The 16,937-nt window shown below is 35.6% G+C and carries 19 protein-coding genes; 3 read left to right on the top strand and 16 right to left on the bottom strand.

Features of this window, described 5'->3' with window-relative positions:
- Positions 1-255: 255 nt before the first annotated feature.
- On the bottom strand, positions 256-468 hold the full coding sequence (locus ACE1TG_RS14335; RefSeq protein WP_375053088.1) for a hypothetical protein: 213 nt from the start codon (positions 466-468) through the stop codon (positions 256-258).
- A gap of 145 nt (positions 469-613) precedes the next feature.
- Between ACE1TG_RS14335 and ACE1TG_RS14330 the strand changes: the two genes are divergently transcribed.
- A complete protein-coding gene (locus ACE1TG_RS14330; RefSeq protein ID WP_375053087.1) occupies positions 614-805 on the top strand; it encodes a hypothetical protein in 192 nt (63 codons plus the stop codon).
- 116 nt (positions 806-921) lie between these two features.
- Here the strand turns inward: ACE1TG_RS14330 and ACE1TG_RS14325 are convergent, their stop codons facing one another.
- Positions 922-1,575: a DUF3889 domain-containing protein gene (locus ACE1TG_RS14325; protein WP_375053086.1), complete on the bottom strand. Its 654-nt coding sequence runs from the start codon at positions 1,573-1,575 to the stop codon at positions 922-924.
- 143 nt (positions 1,576-1,718) lie between these two features.
- Here ACE1TG_RS14325 and ACE1TG_RS14320 point away from each other — a divergent pair, with 143 nt between their 5' ends.
- Positions 1,719-1,874 carry a hypothetical protein gene (locus ACE1TG_RS14320; RefSeq protein ID WP_375053085.1) on the top strand — a complete coding sequence of 52 codons (156 nt, stop codon included), beginning with the start codon at positions 1,719-1,721 and terminating at the stop codon, positions 1,872-1,874.
- On the opposite strand, the gene ACE1TG_RS14315 is transcribed toward ACE1TG_RS14320, so the two are convergent.
- The 5 genes from ACE1TG_RS14315 to ACE1TG_RS14295 all read right to left on the bottom strand — a co-directional run bounded on the left by ACE1TG_RS14315 (position 1,871) and on the right by ACE1TG_RS14295 (position 5,665).
- The gene (locus ACE1TG_RS14315) at positions 1,871-2,023 is read right to left on the bottom strand and encodes a DNA alkylation repair protein (protein ID WP_375053084.1); all 153 of its coding nucleotides are present in this window, start codon (positions 2,021-2,023) and stop codon (positions 1,871-1,873) included. The genes ACE1TG_RS14320 and ACE1TG_RS14315 overlap by 4 nt on opposite strands.
- Before the next feature lie 18 nt (positions 2,024-2,041).
- Entirely contained in the window at positions 2,042-2,176 is a 135-nt protein-coding gene (locus ACE1TG_RS14310) for a hypothetical protein (protein WP_375053083.1), read from the bottom strand.
- Positions 2,177-2,506: 330 nt separating this feature from the next.
- Positions 2,507-3,430, bottom strand: a complete 924-nt coding sequence (gene cysK / locus ACE1TG_RS14305; RefSeq protein WP_375053082.1) for a cysteine synthase A — start codon at positions 3,428-3,430, stop codon at positions 2,507-2,509.
- A gap of 20 nt (positions 3,431-3,450) precedes the next feature.
- Positions 3,451-4,758: a D-serine ammonia-lyase gene (locus ACE1TG_RS14300; protein ID WP_375053180.1), complete on the bottom strand. Its 1,308-nt coding sequence runs from the start codon at positions 4,756-4,758 to the stop codon at positions 3,451-3,453.
- Between the two features lie 64 nt (positions 4,759-4,822).
- Positions 4,823-5,665 (bottom strand): gamma-glutamylcyclotransferase family protein, encoded by an 843-nt coding sequence (locus ACE1TG_RS14295; RefSeq protein WP_375053081.1) that lies wholly within the window; start codon positions 5,663-5,665, stop codon positions 4,823-4,825.
- 209 nt (positions 5,666-5,874) lie between these two features.
- Between ACE1TG_RS14295 and ACE1TG_RS14290 the strand changes: the two genes are divergently transcribed.
- Complete coding sequence (locus ACE1TG_RS14290) at positions 5,875-6,714, top strand: COX15/CtaA family protein (RefSeq protein ID WP_375053080.1); 840 nt, start codon at positions 5,875-5,877, stop codon at positions 6,712-6,714.
- Between the two features lie 47 nt (positions 6,715-6,761).
- Here the strand turns inward: ACE1TG_RS14290 and ACE1TG_RS14285 are convergent, their stop codons facing one another.
- From ACE1TG_RS14285 to ACE1TG_RS14245, 9 genes are all read right to left on the bottom strand, one after another.
- Positions 6,762-7,145 (bottom strand): DUF302 domain-containing protein, encoded by a 384-nt coding sequence (locus tag ACE1TG_RS14285; RefSeq protein ID WP_375053079.1) that lies wholly within the window; start codon positions 7,143-7,145, stop codon positions 6,762-6,764.
- 322 nt (positions 7,146-7,467) lie between these two features.
- A complete protein-coding gene (locus ACE1TG_RS14280) occupies positions 7,468-8,337 on the bottom strand; it encodes a 5'-3' exonuclease (RefSeq protein ID WP_375053077.1) in 870 nt (289 codons plus the stop codon).
- Between the two features lie 4 nt (positions 8,338-8,341).
- Positions 8,342-11,977 (bottom strand): dynamin family protein, encoded by a 3,636-nt coding sequence (locus ACE1TG_RS14275; protein WP_375053076.1) that lies wholly within the window; start codon positions 11,975-11,977, stop codon positions 8,342-8,344.
- A gap of 134 nt (positions 11,978-12,111) precedes the next feature.
- Positions 12,112-12,591, bottom strand: coding sequence for a CBS domain-containing protein (locus tag ACE1TG_RS14270; protein ID WP_375053075.1), 480 nt, complete (start codon positions 12,589-12,591; stop codon positions 12,112-12,114).
- Between the two features lie 17 nt (positions 12,592-12,608).
- A complete protein-coding gene (locus tag ACE1TG_RS14265) occupies positions 12,609-13,067 on the bottom strand; it encodes a flavin reductase family protein (protein ID WP_375053074.1) in 459 nt (152 codons plus the stop codon).
- Positions 13,068-13,432: 365 nt separating this feature from the next.
- Positions 13,433-14,962 carry an acyl-CoA carboxylase subunit beta gene (locus ACE1TG_RS14260; protein WP_375053073.1) on the bottom strand — a complete coding sequence of 510 codons (1,530 nt, stop codon included), beginning with the start codon at positions 14,960-14,962 and terminating at the stop codon, positions 13,433-13,435.
- Between the two features lie 18 nt (positions 14,963-14,980).
- A complete protein-coding gene (locus ACE1TG_RS14255) occupies positions 14,981-15,763 on the bottom strand; it encodes an enoyl-CoA hydratase (protein ID WP_375053072.1) in 783 nt (260 codons plus the stop codon).
- Between the two features lie 19 nt (positions 15,764-15,782).
- Complete coding sequence (locus ACE1TG_RS14250; RefSeq protein ID WP_375053071.1) at positions 15,783-16,682, bottom strand: hydroxymethylglutaryl-CoA lyase; 900 nt, start codon at positions 16,680-16,682, stop codon at positions 15,783-15,785.
- A 36-nt stretch (positions 16,683-16,718) separates the two neighbouring features.
- Entirely contained in the window at positions 16,719-16,931 is a 213-nt protein-coding gene (locus ACE1TG_RS14245; protein WP_375053070.1) for an acetyl-CoA carboxylase biotin carboxyl carrier protein subunit, read from the bottom strand.
- Between the last annotated feature and the right edge of the window lie 6 nt (positions 16,932-16,937).

Raw genomic sequence — 16,937 nt, 5'->3', positions numbered from 1 at the left:
TCTTATATATTTAAAACAGTGGGAAAATTTAGTGTTTTATTTTGGGTATTAAAAAACCTCCCATCCTTCAAAGGACGGAAGAAAACTTTCCGTTCGATCTGATTTAAAGCTAACCATACCATATACGAAATGCTTTTCCACCAATTAATTCGCCTTTTATTTCTTTTAAAGTATTATAAGTTCATACTCTCAATCCGTCAAGGTATGGCTAGGATGATTTTTTATGTTTCAAGTTCTAATAAACGTTCAAAATTTCTATTCATCGTCCGTAGTAATCCACGTTTTCCCATCAATGTTATGTTGGACAGCCTCTTCTATAGGTGAAAGCAGACTATCTTCCTGTTGCCTTTCATTCTGTCCTGGAAATTGTTCGAATTCACTATCCACTACATCATTTAGTACAGCAGGACTGTCTGTTTCCTCTTCCACATTTTTAATTTGCTTTACAAGCTGATTACGCTTCTTCATTTTTTACCTCCATTAATAATCCATTTTACTGGTTATTCTGCCTAGATTTTCTCTTTATATGAGCAATTCTATAAAAAGATTCATAATTGGTCATTTTGAATTTTTCCTATTTTTTTATGCAGGATAATCATAGGAGGTGATTATTATGCCAGATAATAGAGATTTAACTAATGGTAATCAGAACCCGCACTTTGATGGGGCAAAAGAAAGCATCATATCTGACCCAGCCGGAAAACAAATTGGTATCCAAACAGGTAAAAACAACCAATACGCTAATCCTAATGACGCGCATTCTTTAAAGGAAACACGTGATCAAGAGAAATTAAACAAACACTAATAATACAGTATGCTTGGTCTTGCCCGGTACCAAGCATATTTTTTATGTGCAAAGTTTGTCAACAATAAAGCGAACAGATTCAATACTGTTCGCTGCATAGAATTAATAAATTATTATCACACTTCACTTATATCAAAAGAAATAATTCTATCTGTATTTGGATTATAGACAACATTGCCCCGAACAGTTATTCTTTCTTGTTGAGATTGTAAAACATATTCATACGTCTCCTGTGTTTGTGTAGGAGATACTTGAGTTCTTCGTATGAAATTGTATTCGCTCACGTTGTAATCAGGATAGGCTGATTGCGCAAGCTCTAGTAGATATTTACCCCACTTTTGCTGCTCTAACTCCGGATTGGCAATAATTTCAACATCAATTACACCTTGAGCTGTATTTGCTCCTAGTGCTTCAAAAGCCCTTCGATGAAGGTTAATCCGGTTTTGCGGATAACCTGCTACTTCATCCACTACTGTTACCAGAAGTTCTCTTCCTGTTTGCTGATTACTTACTTTTATGGTTTGCCCACATTGATATGGAGAATTTTGCCCAACGGCGACAGTCATATAACGATTTTCCGACCATGGAATGCCGCATTGCGTTACTTGTCCTCCCTCTGTCCAAGTAGCTTGCCCTCTAACTGGCTGTTGACGATTGTCATAATAATAATTTTGGTAACTTTGGTTATAAGTATTGTACGGATGCTGCCTATAGTAGGGATTATTTACGTACTGGAATCCATTTGTATTATAGGAATATTTAAAATTCATAGTTTTCCTCCTATCTAAACTAAAACATTCCAGATAATATATGCACTGTATATTTGACTTGTTACAGGAGCCTTGTATTAAAAAGTTTGTTCTTAGACAAGTTTATCTGAAAGTATAATGAATTAGGTGGAAAGGAGCATGCCATGAGACATCTTGATTGGCAAATGATGCTATTTATTGGTTCATCTCTCTTACATGATTATTGGGTTTACTTTGGACTACCACGGGTTTACTACTGGGATGTTAAGCGAAGACATTTACATTCACCAAGTAACGTAAACATGACGAAAAAAAGCTAGCAAAGTGCCAGCTTATTTTCCGAAATAAATTGCTTTACTGATTCGGGATTCGTTTTAGAATATTCTCTTAAGCATCCAATTCCTTTTTGAATAAAAAAACTCCTTGCTATCCTTATTTTGTTTGATATTCCGATACAATAATTTGTCACCTGTTTCACTTTTGTACTTTAATTGAAAAGAATTGCTGTACGTCGAAGCCATAAATTATCACCATATGCCCATCCTTCAATCGTCTCAGAAATTACACCGGGATTGTGTTTGGCAAACTCTCCTACAGGTTTATATCTACTGTATCCTACCATGACTTTGTTGTAATTAAATGTTTTAATAAGTAGATATCATCTTTTTCAAGTTTTTTTAACAGGTGTTTTAGAATGCCACTCTCATTATAAAACTTTTTCATTATTGATCTACGCTCGGGAGTTTTAATTCTTAGAAAACTGTGTATTTGCCAGGCCGTAATGGCAAATGCCTTAGTTGCACTTATGCAGTAAGAAAGGATTTTTACTTTCTTAACTGCCGAGAAAAGGAAATTTCCCCTTCATAAACCGCTGCATTGGAATAGCTTTTTCAGTATTCTGGTTCTCCTCAAATAACCGTATTAAATATTCCATAACTTTAATAAAACGGAATTATTCCGAATCAAACAGATTCATACTTAGATATCGTTCCCCTGTGTCTGGTGCCATGCATAATACTTTTTTTCCTTTACCAAGACGTTTTGCTACTTCAATAGCAGAATATACTGCAGCTGCTCCTGATAATCCAATAAATATACCTTCAGATTGCGGTAGTTTTTTAAACATATCAACTGCGTCTTTATCATCAATCAGCATAATATCATCATAAACAGACGTATTTAGGATATCTGGAATAAAACCAGGGCTTGTTCCAACTAATTTGTGTTTACCAGGTTTTCCCCCCGATAAAACTGGCGATCCTTTTGGTTCTGCGACGGTAATTTCTAGGTTAGGGATTTTATCTTTCAACACTTCTCCAGTCCCCGTTACAGTGCCACCTGTTCCTGCTGTTACAACAAACGCATCCAACTCCCCATCCATCTGCTCAAAAATCTCTATTGCAGTGGTCGTACGATGTATATCTGGATTATCACTGTTTTCAAACTGCTGAGGTATAAAACTTCCGGGAATTTCCTTCTGTAATTCTTTTGCCTTCTCAATTGCACCTGGCATTTTGTCCTTGCTTGGTGTTAGCACAACTTTCGCGCCAAATGCCTTTAAAATATTCCGTCTTTCCTGTGTACTATTGTCGGGCATGACTAAAATTGCTTGATAACCCTTTGCAGCTGCATTCATCGCTAGTCCTATTCCAGTGTTTCCGCTTGTAGGTTCAATGATAGTATCACCAGGCTTAATTATTCCTTTGTCTTCTGCAGCTTTTATCATGTTGTAGGCTGCACGATCCTTAACACTTTTGCTGGGGTTTTGTGATTCCAGCTTTACATAAATATCTGCTGCGCCTTCTGGTACAATTTTGTTTAAGTGAACTACAGGTGTTTCTCCAATTAGCTCTGATATGTTTTGTGCTACCCTCATTAGCTAAGACAACCTTTCTATCATATTCTTTTTCCCTTTTCATAAAAATCCTTCATATCTTCTGCCGGCACAAGTGCGCCACCTGTTGCCCAAGAGATATGTGTTGCATTCTGTACATTTAGCTTCTTTTCCTTGGCATAACTATAAATTCTGTCTGGTCCAACAAGTCCAGCTGTTGCAGAAGGTTCTAAATAAATGTCTTCAGAATCAGCTAGAAGTGTAAGCAATCTATAAAGATCATTGTCTTCAATTGTAAATATACCACTTACCAATCGATCACTAATGGCAGTCGCAAAACTGGATGGACGGCCCACTGCTAAACCATCTGCTTCTGTGCGATTATCAATACCAAAATCCTGAACACTTACATCACTCATTTTTTTGGTTAGTAAACCAATCAAAACGGATGGTGAATGCGTCGGTTCAGCAAAGAAACAATGAACATGATCCCCAAAAACTTGTTTTAATCCAAATGTAATACCACCTGGTGCACCGCCGACACCACATGGGAGGTATACGAATAATGGATGGTCTTCATCAACTTTTATATTTCTTGCCTTCAATTGTTCCTCAAGCCTTAGTGCCGCAACACTATACCCTAGAAACAAATGCTTTGAATCTTCATCATCAACAAAATAAGCTTTTGGGTCTGTAATTGTCTTCTGTCTTCCTGCACTTATTGCTTCACTAAAATCACCGGTAAACTCGTGAACTGTTGCGCCTTTTTGGCGAAGCAAGTTCTTTTTCCATTGCTTTGCGTCAGCAGACATATAAACAGACACATTGAATCCAAGCTTTGCACTTATTATACCAATACTTAATCCTAAATTCCCTGTAGATCCGACTCCAATAGAATGCTGACTAAAAAACTTTTTAAATTTCTGTGATGATAATATTTCATAGTTCTCAACACCAGTTAACAATCCTGCATCATAAGCCAGTGATTCTGCATGCTGTAATACTTCATATATCCCACCTCTTGCTTTAATTGAACCGGCAATAGGCAGTTCATTATCACATTTTAAGTAGAGCTCTCCTTGAAAAGATTCCGAAAGTTTTCCTTCCATATCAGCTATTCTTTGTAAAGGTGATTCAAGAATTCCTTTTGACTGTTTCGTTTCAGGGAACTCATTCTCTATAAACGGAGCAAAACGTTGCCATAACAGTTCTGCTTTATCCATATCATCTCTTGTTATGGAGAATACACTTGTACTTCCACTGTTTTGTAAATTTGGATTGATCCAAAATACTGGTTTTAAATTGATTATATCTTTTAGTATAGGGTACTTATTTTTCCATTCGTTTAGTTCCTGCTGTGAATAGACTATTTGAATCACCCTTCCTACTATTACTATCTCCTATTCAAATTTTATCATGACATTGAATCCAATTCTAATTAAAACGATCGATTTTCTGCTGGATTTTTTGGAGATATTCATTGCTTAACAGACTTTGCCCGCCTCGAATAATTTCAGTTGCATACAACTCAGTTGGCTTCGTTTCAGCTGATTTTTCCGTACCGATAAAAGTAATGGCAGGGTATATCAATTTGTTAATTGTAACTGATACTATAGCAGGGCGATAGGCATTTGCATAAACCCCTTCCCGTTTATACAAATATTCAAGTGCCCCATGTGGTATTTGATAGACTTTTCCCTCCACTTTTTCTTGACTATTTTCAACTAAATCAGCCTTACCACCATCATGTGAACTTCTTGAGAATCTAAATTCAAAGCCATTTAAGGTTCCTTTACCCTTTAAATTTACAAAGTATTGATCTACACCCGCCAATTTAAATCGCTCGTCATCCATACAGGACCCATAAGCAAAATATAATATGTCATTCTGTTTTAAATAGTTATACACGAGCCAATCTCCTGAAGGAATTCGTTTTGTGGACTTATGTAATAGTTGACCAGCAGTGTAAATGTTTGCACTTATTTCTCCCCCTGAATCGTTGTATACAGGGGCAGTGGTTCGGTTGTACAGATTATCATGATGGCCTTCCTCAAAACCTTCTAATCTATCAATAGATCTTAACTGTGCTTCTGTTACCTCGTATAATTCACCATATACCCAGCTTGATTTACTTTCTTTCATGGTCGGATACCTATTGTTTGTATCATATAGAGATCCATTAGTTCGGCATTGCTCAAATATGCATGCAGCACCATCTAAAAAATGGTGATTTCGCTCTCCCTTTCTTAATGTTCCATACACAAATACAATCGGCATCACGACCCTCCTAAAATTATACTTTTCTTTATTTTATTAGAAAACTCAGCTTATCGCCAATCCTTAGTATAGATGCACTTATTCAGTAAGAACTTTCTTAAACTGCCTGGAAATTTAACAAAACGTCCTTTAAGTGATACAGAGCACAATCAATTTATCCCGTTTCTGCTAAACTATGATTGTTTTCGTATAAATGAAGGGGTGTTGTAATGTCTAAACAGAAGTTTGTATTTATCACAGTGTTACTAACGTATCTGTTAATTGTTTTTGGCGGCTATGTAGCTTCATCAGAATCCGGGATGGGCTGCGGACCCGAGTGGCCATTATGTAACGGCCAACTAATTCCAGGGTTACAAGGGGATACATTGATAGAATTTGGTCATCGTGTTATTGGAGCTATTTTATTCTTCATGACTGTCATTTTATTTATCAAAATAAGAAAAGAAAACGAGAGCATAATCAAAGTTAATGTTGCCAATTGGATGCTCGGCTTATTAATTCTTCAATTAATTATGGGAGCAATCGTTGTTTTTTATCATCTTCCGTCAATCATTATTACAATCCATTTACTCATCGCTATGATATTTATGGCAATATTAATCTGGTTCTGGCGAAGTGATCAACCAAAGGATAAAATAGGAAGCTCTGTGATAAAACATCTAGATTTACTCAGTGTATTATTATTTATCACGGTCGGATTAGGAGCATATATAAAGCACCAGCATTACGGTCTTGCATGTGGATGGCTTGGATGTGATGACAGTGTACTACCTGCCTCACTACCCGAGATATTACAAACATCCCACCGTGCTCTAGCCTTTATTGTAACAGGTTACATAATAGTTTTAGCTGTTCAGATATCCAAAGAATATAACCACCCATTAAAGAATCGGATGGTGCTTGCTCTTGTCGTAGTAATTTTACAAATAACTGCAGGTATTGCAACGATACTTTCTTTTGTATCACTTTCCATGGCAGTGTTACACCTTGCCGTAGGAACTCTACTCTTTGCAGTAATAGTAGAAGCAAGAATTATGTCCACGAGATAAAAAAAGGAACTCATATGACCTTATATATGAGTTCCTTTATAAATACTCTACTTTGCAGCGTCCATAACCTTTATCAGTGTGTTCTCAATATCATAGGCGAAATCATAAAGTGAATTATCTTCAGTAAGTTTAATTAACTCTGATGGTCGAGGCATACCTATAAAAGTCTTACCTTTAGCTTCATAAACCGTAATTTTGCAAGGAAGAAAATAGCCAACCATGTGATTTTTTTCAAGTACTTCTTTTGCAGCTTTAGGATTACACACTTCCAAAATACGATAATTCGGTTCATAATCTAGCCCCTTATTTTCTAAGGTCTTTTTTACATCAAAATCCCAAAGCACCCCAAAACTATTCTCTTTCAACTTTAATTCAAGTGATTCCACAGCTTGGTCAATATTCTTCGATGTCTCAACAGTATAGTCAAACATTTAAATGCCTCCTTCTAAGCATATTTTTTCTCTTTCATCCATTATTTTAACATACCTATACACCTATCAGTATATACCCTGCAACCATTAAACCTAAACTATCTTGCAGGTATATACCAATACACCTATAGGTATGTTATTTGAATATAAATTATACCCTTGCACCTATCCGTATATACTGTCTTATTATATTAATAGTAATGCCTTACGCCAAAAGATTAGGAACCTTGCTTATCGGCAAGCCTTAATGTAGATACCTTCGTTGCACTTATGCAGTAAGAGCAGTAAAAAAATGCAAAGCATGCTTTGCATTTTTATTGCGTTAATTAACCAATTTCAATAAATTATTAAATTCCAAATCCATAAATTTTTCTTCTACTTTTTTCTTATCATAACCCCATTTTGCTTGCTCTAAGGAACATTCAATAGGTACATCACACCTTATTTCAGCTAAATCCCTAGATAGATGAAGCATATCTAAATTCTCTTTTATTTTTGTTTGTACCCCTCTTGGCAACCTATCAATATTATCCAGTAAATTTTCAATGGTTTCATATTCTTGTATCAATTTTAAGGCAGTTTTTTCTCCAATACCTTTAACACCAGGATAATTATCAGACGTATCACCCATTAATCCTTTAAGATCAATCATTTGCTTCGGTCGAATACCTTTTTTCTCGTAAAATGTCTCTTGACTGAATACATCATAGTTTCCTTGCCCTTTTTTCATAATCGCTACACTGATACCTTCATCAACAAGCTGGAGTATATCCTGATCGCCAGTAAGAATTAATACCTCATTCTCGGACGCATATTGGTTTGCCAACGTTCCAATACAATCATCCGCTTCGAAGTTTTCCACCCCGATATTCGGCAAATTAAATGCCTCTGCTACTTCTTTGATAAGATCGAACTGCGGAATTAATTCTTCTGGTGGAGCCGATCTGTTCGCCTTATATCCATCAAATAATTCTGTTCGAAATGTTTTACTGCCCATATCCCAGCAGCAAACTACGTGTGTCGGTTCAAATTTATCTACTGCGTCCAAAAAATAACGTAAAAATTGATAGATGCCATTGGTTGGAACACCTTTACTGTTTTTCATGAAATTTCCCCGAAATGATGTGGCAAAAAATCCACGAAATAGTAACGCCATTCCGTCAACCAGCAATACATTACTTTGTTTTGACATAGTGTCACGCCTCCATTTTCTCCTGTTCAGCTACTATTGAATTGATAATACGATTCTTATCTTTCAATGTATCTATATCAACAGGCTGATCTATTACCATTGATAAGTAATTATCAATGTGTGTTCTTACGATCCGTTTTATTTCCTCTTTCATATCATCCAGTATAACATTCCATTGTTCAGTATAAACATCGCTCATTCTTTGATGGCTTTCTTCAATATATTTTTTTGCAAATGGGGATAAGCGATTAAATATTTCTTCCTTCATTTTTTCCTTTTCATTTTTTACAAAGAATGCTTTGGTCCCATTAAATCTTTTCAATTCTTTATGAAACGTCTGTACATCGAGTTCTGCAAAAGCCTGATAATATACAGGTGTTTTAAGTTCAGCATCATCAAAATCAGGAAGCAGGAAGTTCTTATCTATCAGATTGCTTTTAGTAGAATATTCAAGCTGAATATCTTTTTTCATCTCTGCAATAAACGATTCTACTCGAAGGGATACTGCTCGTAATTCCTGCATTAACTCATACCCAGCATAATCCAGCAGATTCCTTAGACATTGTTCCAATTGTGCTTGAGCTTTTCTGCCAGATTCTGTAATCGTTGTAGGGTTAAACGTTTCTTTAAACATATCATGAAAACGAATTGATTCACGTTCCAGAATATAATATAACTGTTTGTCCAATTTCTGTTTAATTTTTTGTACGTAGACATCATTATTAATTTGATCTACCAATTGCTCTAAGGATGATTGTTTCTTATATAAATCTTCACGATAATTTTCTTTTTCAGCTGCATTTAATTGTAACGAGTCTATATAATTTTTAATAGATTGTGAGGCACGATTAATATCCCTGCCGACTGACTGTATCGTAAGTGCTGCTAATTCATAGTGGATAAAGTTGTTAAACGTTTCCTCAAAATTTCTCATTTGATGATTTGGCACTTCATTATTTAGCTTTTCCCGAAGTGATTGTTTACTTGAAATTGGATATAACCTTGGGAAACGAATTCCTAATTGTGTTAGTTGATCTTCAATGTAATTCATTACCATCTTAAGTTCCGAGTTATCTTCAGCAAGGTCAGCAGCATTCATGATAAAGAACATTTTATCAAGCTGGAAGGTATCCTTCACTCTTCCTAATTGCATTAAAAAGTCTTTATCTGCCCTTGCTAACGCATGATTGTAATACGTAACATATAAAATGGCATCTGCATGCTTAATATAATCGAATGATACGTTTGTATGACGTGCATTTACCGAATCTGCTCCAGGGGTGTCAACCAAGGTGATACCATCTCTCGTTAATGAGCAATCATAATAAAGGTCAACCGATTCAATATAGCATGCTTTAGTTTCATCCGTTACATAGCTTGAAAACTCACCTATACCAATAATTACTTCTTGTGCTATAACATCCTTATTGTGAGTGAATCCATCAATAATCGCATTAAGATAAGTCTGATGTGTTTGATAAAGCTGGTCACTCTGATTAATATTATCCTTCACAATCCAATCAACCAGCTCTTCAAACTTAAGCGCTTTTGGAGAAAAATGCCTGGTTACTGATCTTATATCTTCAACAAGTGTCTTCTCATCTTTAAATTTAACAACAACAGTTCCATGGCTAAATGCCTCGTTTACTGGGTTAATACGATTAATCACTGCTGTGGTTGGATTAGGAGAAACCGGTAAGATATTTTCACCTACTAATGCATTCGCAAATGATGACTTACCTGCACTAAACGCACCAAATAGAGCAATCGTATACGAGCGGTTTTTTAACCGAGTTTGTTTTCTGTTCAAATCGTCAATGACAGATTGAAAGCCCGGCAACGTTTCAATTGTCTCAATTGTCTTTTCAATATTATCTAGTACATTATCTATCGAAACAGTTTTCTGTGTCTGTTCCTCGGTTTCAATGTCAACTTCTTTTTTCGGTGGATTCTTGGTATTAAAAATTTCAGTTTCTGGTTTAACCGTTTTATATCTAGATTCGATTTCATCATTTATTTGGTCCCATATTTGATCACTTGGATTTGGATTATCAATTGCAGCATCTATCATTTTATATTTCTCACAATGATTATTTTCCAGTTCTTCCTGTTTTTGCTGTTGCCAGAAAGCTTGGTTAAGCTGCTGCTGTTCCTTTTCATACTTAGAAACTTCATCATTTAATTCATCTATAAAACTATTGTAAATTGAATCCCATAATTTCCATGCTTCCATTTTATATTTCTTTTTTACATCAGCGCTGACATCATTTGTATAATTTATAATATAATCGCCATTAACTGTTGCACCAGACTTTTGTAATGATATAAGTGCTCCAGAATCATAATCAACCGAAAATTGCTGAATTTCCTGTTCAAGCTTTTGGTCATGGATATTGTACTGCTTCAACAGATTCAGGAACTTGTCACGAAGTTTCCACTGAATGGTAGCTTCGATATGTTCCAATAAGTGATTATAGAACTTGTTTAGACGTATTTCTCTCTCTTCTTCCGTTTTCTTCTTTGAAGCAAACAATCCGACCTTAAAATCTTTTGCTTGTGATTGTAAGAATAGTTCTGCTTTATCACGTAAATCCGAGGGCATCAAGTACGCATTTTTTAGAGTTGTATTTAAATTAGCTAAGAAATCTCTTTCCATTTCCTTGGGTTTGGCTTTGAGGTTTGAAACAATTCTATTAATATCTTCTAATTGCATGGATACATTTTCATACATGTCACTTTCACTAGATGAAAATTCTGCTAGTTTTTCCTCATAGACGCTATCTAAATACCGTTTGTGTTCATCGATAACCTGTGAAACAGATCGTTCTGTATTTAAGGTGGATTGCTTATCAGATGTCATTAGTGCAGTAAGTTTATCTTTGATTACTGGGAATTCATTGCAGGTTGCATCACTATCTATTAGTGATGAATAAAAGACATCTTTTGGTAATATATTCCATTGATCAAACGTTTGTTTAATTTTTTGTTTGAATGTTTCAAAGGTTAATTCACTTTCATCATGTTTATCTATCTGGTTTATAATAATATAAAACGGAATATTATTAACTTGCACTTTTTTTAAAAATTGCAAATTAACTTCTGACTGCACATGATTATAATCCATAACATAGAACAACACATCCACAAGGTGTAATGATGATTCTGTCATAATTCGATCTGCATCATCAGCAGCATCTATACCTGGTGTATCAATAATAACGCATTCATCTGGAAGAATTTCTTCCTTTCTATTAATCTCTATTTCCTTTATGCTTGCCTTATCCTTGGCATAATCTTTAATCATGTCAATATCATAAGGTTCTTTATATTCTACTGGGGCACTATCATGAAAATAAACACGCGCAAATCCTTTTCCTGATTTTATTTTAACGACATTTGCACTTGTTGGGATAGGACTTTTCGGCAAAATAGACTTCCCTAATAGACTATTGATCATTGAAGATTTTCCAGCAGAAAAATGACCAGCAAAGCTGATCATTAATTCTTGTCTGTTAAGTTTTTCATAGACATCCAGAATTTTATTAGCATGTTTTAAATCATCATTTTCAATCATTGCCTGATATAGTGCAGCTATGTGCTGAAGGCTAGTTTGAGTTTGTTTTTGTTCTGTTATGATCATGAGGAAAATCCCTTCTAATTAACAATTCTTTCAACTATTATACTGAATTCCTGACTTCATTTCCACCCTCTATCATTAAATCACCTATACGAGTAGACTTTTGATATGCAAATATGTAGTGTTTTATCTCGTTTCTAAGAATTTTCTCCGTCTTTACTTGAAAGAATTTTTGTAGAAATAGAACGAATTATATCCCCTCGACTGATAACCCCTACTACTTTTGAATTTTCATCTACAACAGGGATTTTCTTAAAATGATATTTAGATAAAATAGTTAAGGCTTCTTCCAGATTATCATCGGGGTGCACTGTATGGGTGTGTCTTTTATTCATAATCGTGCCGACTTTATTGTTAATACTATATTTGATCTTTTGGCTCAAATCTTCCTCCTGGCTTACAAGAACAATTGTGAACATGTCATATACTGTTCTGCCTTTAGGCTGAAGACAACGAATAACATCCCCATCACTTATCATACCAATTAAATGATTTTGTTCATCTACTACAGGTACCCCGCCAATTTTATTCTTTACTAATGTCTCTAACAATTGTTTTATCGTTTTATCCTTCGTTATACTGATTATGTCAGTTATCATAAAATCTTTTATTTTCATATGGGCACCCCTTTACTTTATTTAAGAGTACGGTATTGACCACTATAAAACAGAATAGGCTCTCCGCCATTCATTTTTACGTCTGTTACTTCAGCAATGAATATTTTATGGTCACCGGCATCAGCTGTTTTCTTTACACGGCATGAAAGCGTTGCAATAGAATCTTTTAGAACAGGTATATTATCCTGTTTTAAGTATGAAATATCACTGTCACTATCCTTTTGTTTAGCAAATATCATAGATAAATCTTTTTGTTCTTCTGTTAATATACTTAATCCAAAACACTTCGTTTCTTGTAATTTATCATACATTCGTGCTTTTTCATCAATTGATATTGCGATTAATTTTGGATCCAATGAAACGGACATAAATGCATTTACGGTCATCCCCATGATATCCCCATTATATTCAGTTGTTACTATAGTGATACCTGTTGAAAATTTACCCATAGCATCACGAAAAAGTCTATTATCCATTACGAAGTATCCCCTCTTTCCTTCTAAAACATTCTAGTTTAGAATATCATTTATACAGTAAAACTGAAATAAATAGGTTTTTTTGTCATTTAGTTTACATAATTAAATTATAGTTAATTAAAATTAACTCTGAGTATTTCAGTATAATGTGACAAAATTGTTATTTTGCTATAAATAACTTGGTTTATCGTTAAATGGATTCTATAAAACCAGAAACCTAATACTCTATTATTATTGTTAGTTCCTGTAGAAATAAACTATAAAAAGCAGCTTTTCATATAATGGTTGAGCCCCCCGGCACCCATATTGGTTTCATTAATCATAGAAAAAGGCTTTGGTATCTCTACCAAAGCCTTTTAACTTATTTATACTGGATAAACACCGTGTTTTCTTTCGGTAAAGGTAGCATTCTTTTTCTCATATATGTTGTAGCGGCTTATAAGTTCATCTCTTAACTTCTCCGGTTCCACGATCGCATCAACAACCATTTCCGAGGCTAATCGATAAATATCAATATTGTCTTTATATTCTTCCTGCTTTTCTTTTATAAATGCAGGTCTATCTTCCTCTGGCAATTCAGCAATTTTATTCGCATATACAGCATTCACGGCTGCTTCAGGACCCATAACTGCAATCTGAGCAGTTGGTAATGCTATGCAGCAATCTGGTTCAAACGCAGGACCAGCCATTGCGTATAACCCTGCACCATAAGCTTTACGTACAACTACTGATATTTTCGGCACAGTTGCTTCACTCATTGCTGCTAACATTTTTGCACCATGTCGAATAATACCTGCACGTTCCACTTTTGTACCAATCATAAAGCCAGGAATATCCATCAGGAATAATAGTGGAATATTAAATGCATCGCACAATTGAATAAATTTAGCAGCTTTATCTGCTGAATCCGGGAATAAAACGCCACCTTTCATCCGTGGCTGATTTGCAATAATTCCTACTGATTTCCCATTAACTCTCGCAAGTCCAGTAATCAATTCTGGTGCGAATTTCTTTTTAACTTCACAAAAGCTATCTTCGTCAATTATCCGGTCGATAAAATCATACATGTTGAATGGAGCGTTTTGATTTTCCGGAATTAAATCTGTAATCGACTTTTCAAATGCTTTTATCTCCTTAGAATCAACAACGTTAGGCTTGTTTCTGAAGTTAGCAGGGAAATAGCCAATATATTTTTTTGTGTATTCAATTGCTTCTTCTTCAGATTTTACCAGTACATCACCACAGCCAGAAACAGAACAATGCATTTGTGCACCACCCATTTCTTCAAGGCTAACCTTTTCACCAATGACTTTTTCTGCCATACGTGGTGAACCTAAATACATTGATGCGTTTCCTTCGACCATAACTACAATATCACAAAACGCCGGAATGTAAGCTCCGCCTGCTGCAGAAGGTCCGAATAGTAGACAAACCTGTGGTACGCGGCCTGACAGTTTTATTTGGTTATGAAAGATTCGACCTGCGCCACGACGTCCAGGGAACATTTCTATTTGGTCCGTTATTCTTGCACCAGCAGAATCTACAAGATAAAGCATTGGTATTTCCAGTTTTTCTGCTGTTTCCTGTATGCGGATTATCTTTTCAACAGTTCGTTTGCCCCATGAACCAGCTTTTACTGTCGAGTCGTTTGCCATAACACACACGGATTGACCGCCAATTTGACCAATTCCAGTCACAACCCCATCTGATGGCAAAGAATCGTCCATACAGTTTGCAAAAAATGCATCTTCAACATCTATTTCATCATCGAACAATAACTCCAGACGTTTGCGAACGAATAACTTACCTTTTTCTTCATTTTTCTGGTGGTACTTTTCCTGTCCGCCTTTTTTTATTTCTTCAACCCTCTGTTTGAATTCTTCAATATATGACATTTAGTGCCCTCCCTGCTTCTATTTACCTTGATAGACAGGTTTGCGTTTTTCCTTAAATGCTTGTAAACCTTCTATTCGATCTTCGGTAGGTATTGTTTCTTTATAACATAGATGTTCAATAGCCAAACCAGTAGTTATATCTGTTTGAATACCTTTGTTGATTGCCGTTTTTGCTTGCCTGAGCGCAATAGGTCCATTCTTAGTAATTTGTTTTGCCATTTCTATAGCTTCATCTAGTAATGCACCTGGTTCCGCAACTTGTTCTACCAATCCGAGTTCTAGTGCTTCATTAGCTGTTAACGGCTTAGCACTAAAAATAAGTCGTTTTGCCTGACCTAAGCCTACTAACCGTGTAAGTCGTTGTGTTCCACCTGCACCTGGTATAATGGCTAGCGATGTCTCTGTTAGCCCTAACTTCGAATGATCAGCTGCAATACGAATATCACAGCCTAATGCTAGTTCAAGTCCGCCTCCGAAAGCAACTCCATTAATAGCAGCTATAACCGGCAGTTTCATATTTTCAATGTTTGTTACAGTTTCACCAATATAATTAACGGCATCAATTACCTGATCTTCAGACATTCCTTTTCGTTCTTTAAGATCAGCTCCGGCACAAAAAGACTTCTCATTAGATCCAGTTATAATGGTGCACCGTATTTCATTGTTCATGTTTATTTGATGGACATATTCGTTCAATTCATCGAGTAGTGCCTTTGACATCGCATTCATAGCTTCAGGTCTATTAAGTGTTAATAATGCAACATGATCCTCTACTATTTTATATTCTACAAGCGCTGCCACGATTTACTGTTCTCCTTTCCTATCGTTCGCTATTTATTATTTTCATTTGATGACTGGAAAGATTTGAAACATAATTTTCAATATATAATGCTGATTCAATCACTTTATCAATATCCATTCCTGTTTCAATCCCCATCCGATGTAACATATATAATAAATCATCAGTAGCAAGGTTTCCAGATGCACCTTTAGCATATGGACAGCCTCCAAGACCTCCAACTGCACTATCAAAGTTTGTTATACCATGATTTAACGATACCAGGACATTCGCAAGTGCAGTTCCTCTCGTATCATGGAAATGCATTGTAAGTTTTTCTTTAGGAAAGTATTTTAATAGTTCTGTAAGCACTCTATCCACTTGAACTGGATCTGCTACACCAATCGTATCCCCAATAGAAATCTCATCTGCACCCATTGTGAATAACTTGTCGCAAATGGAAATAACTTTTTCAATATCAATATCACCTTCATAAGGACAGCCAAAAACCGTAGAAACGTAGCCTCTAACTTGTTTATTAGACTGCTTAGCCTTTCTGGATACATTTTCTATAATTGGTAAAGTTTGATTAATCGTTTTATTTATATTGTTTTTGTTATGTGTCTCACTGGCTGAAAGAAACAGACAAATCTCATCAATGTCTACTTCTAAAGCTCGATCAAGTCCTTTATTATTAGGAACTAAAGCAGCATAGGTGACATCAGGATTCCGTTTAATCTTTTTTGCGACTTCAGTTGCATCTCTCAGCTGTGGAATCCAGTCAGGATGTACAAAGGATGAAATCTCAATATAATGAGCCCCGGTGTCAGAAAGCATATTTATCCATTCAACTTTTGCATCTGCCGGAACTAATTCAGCCTCGTTCTGCAGTCCATCACGTGGTCCTACCTCTTTTATGTTAACTTGATTTGGAAAGTTCAATCGCAACCCTCCTATCTGTTCACTCAAAATTAATTTCTACTCTATAATGGCAATTACGTCACCTTCATTGACGAAATCACCCTCTGAAACTTTCAATTCTTTTATAGTTCCACCTGTTTCAGCAGCGATTGGAATCTCCATTTTCATTGATTCCAGAATAACCACATCCTGACCTTCTTCTACAGATTCACCAGCGCTAACTGTTATTTTCCATACACTTCCTGCCATTGACGCTTTTACTTCGTTCATGATAAA

This window comes from Virgibacillus sp. JSM 102003 (assembly GCF_041949995.1).
GTDB lineage: Bacteria > Bacillota > Bacilli > Bacillales > Amphibacillaceae > Lentibacillus.
The sequence above is the reverse complement of the archived record's forward strand: the minus strand, read 5'-3'. Positions and strand labels throughout refer to the sequence as shown.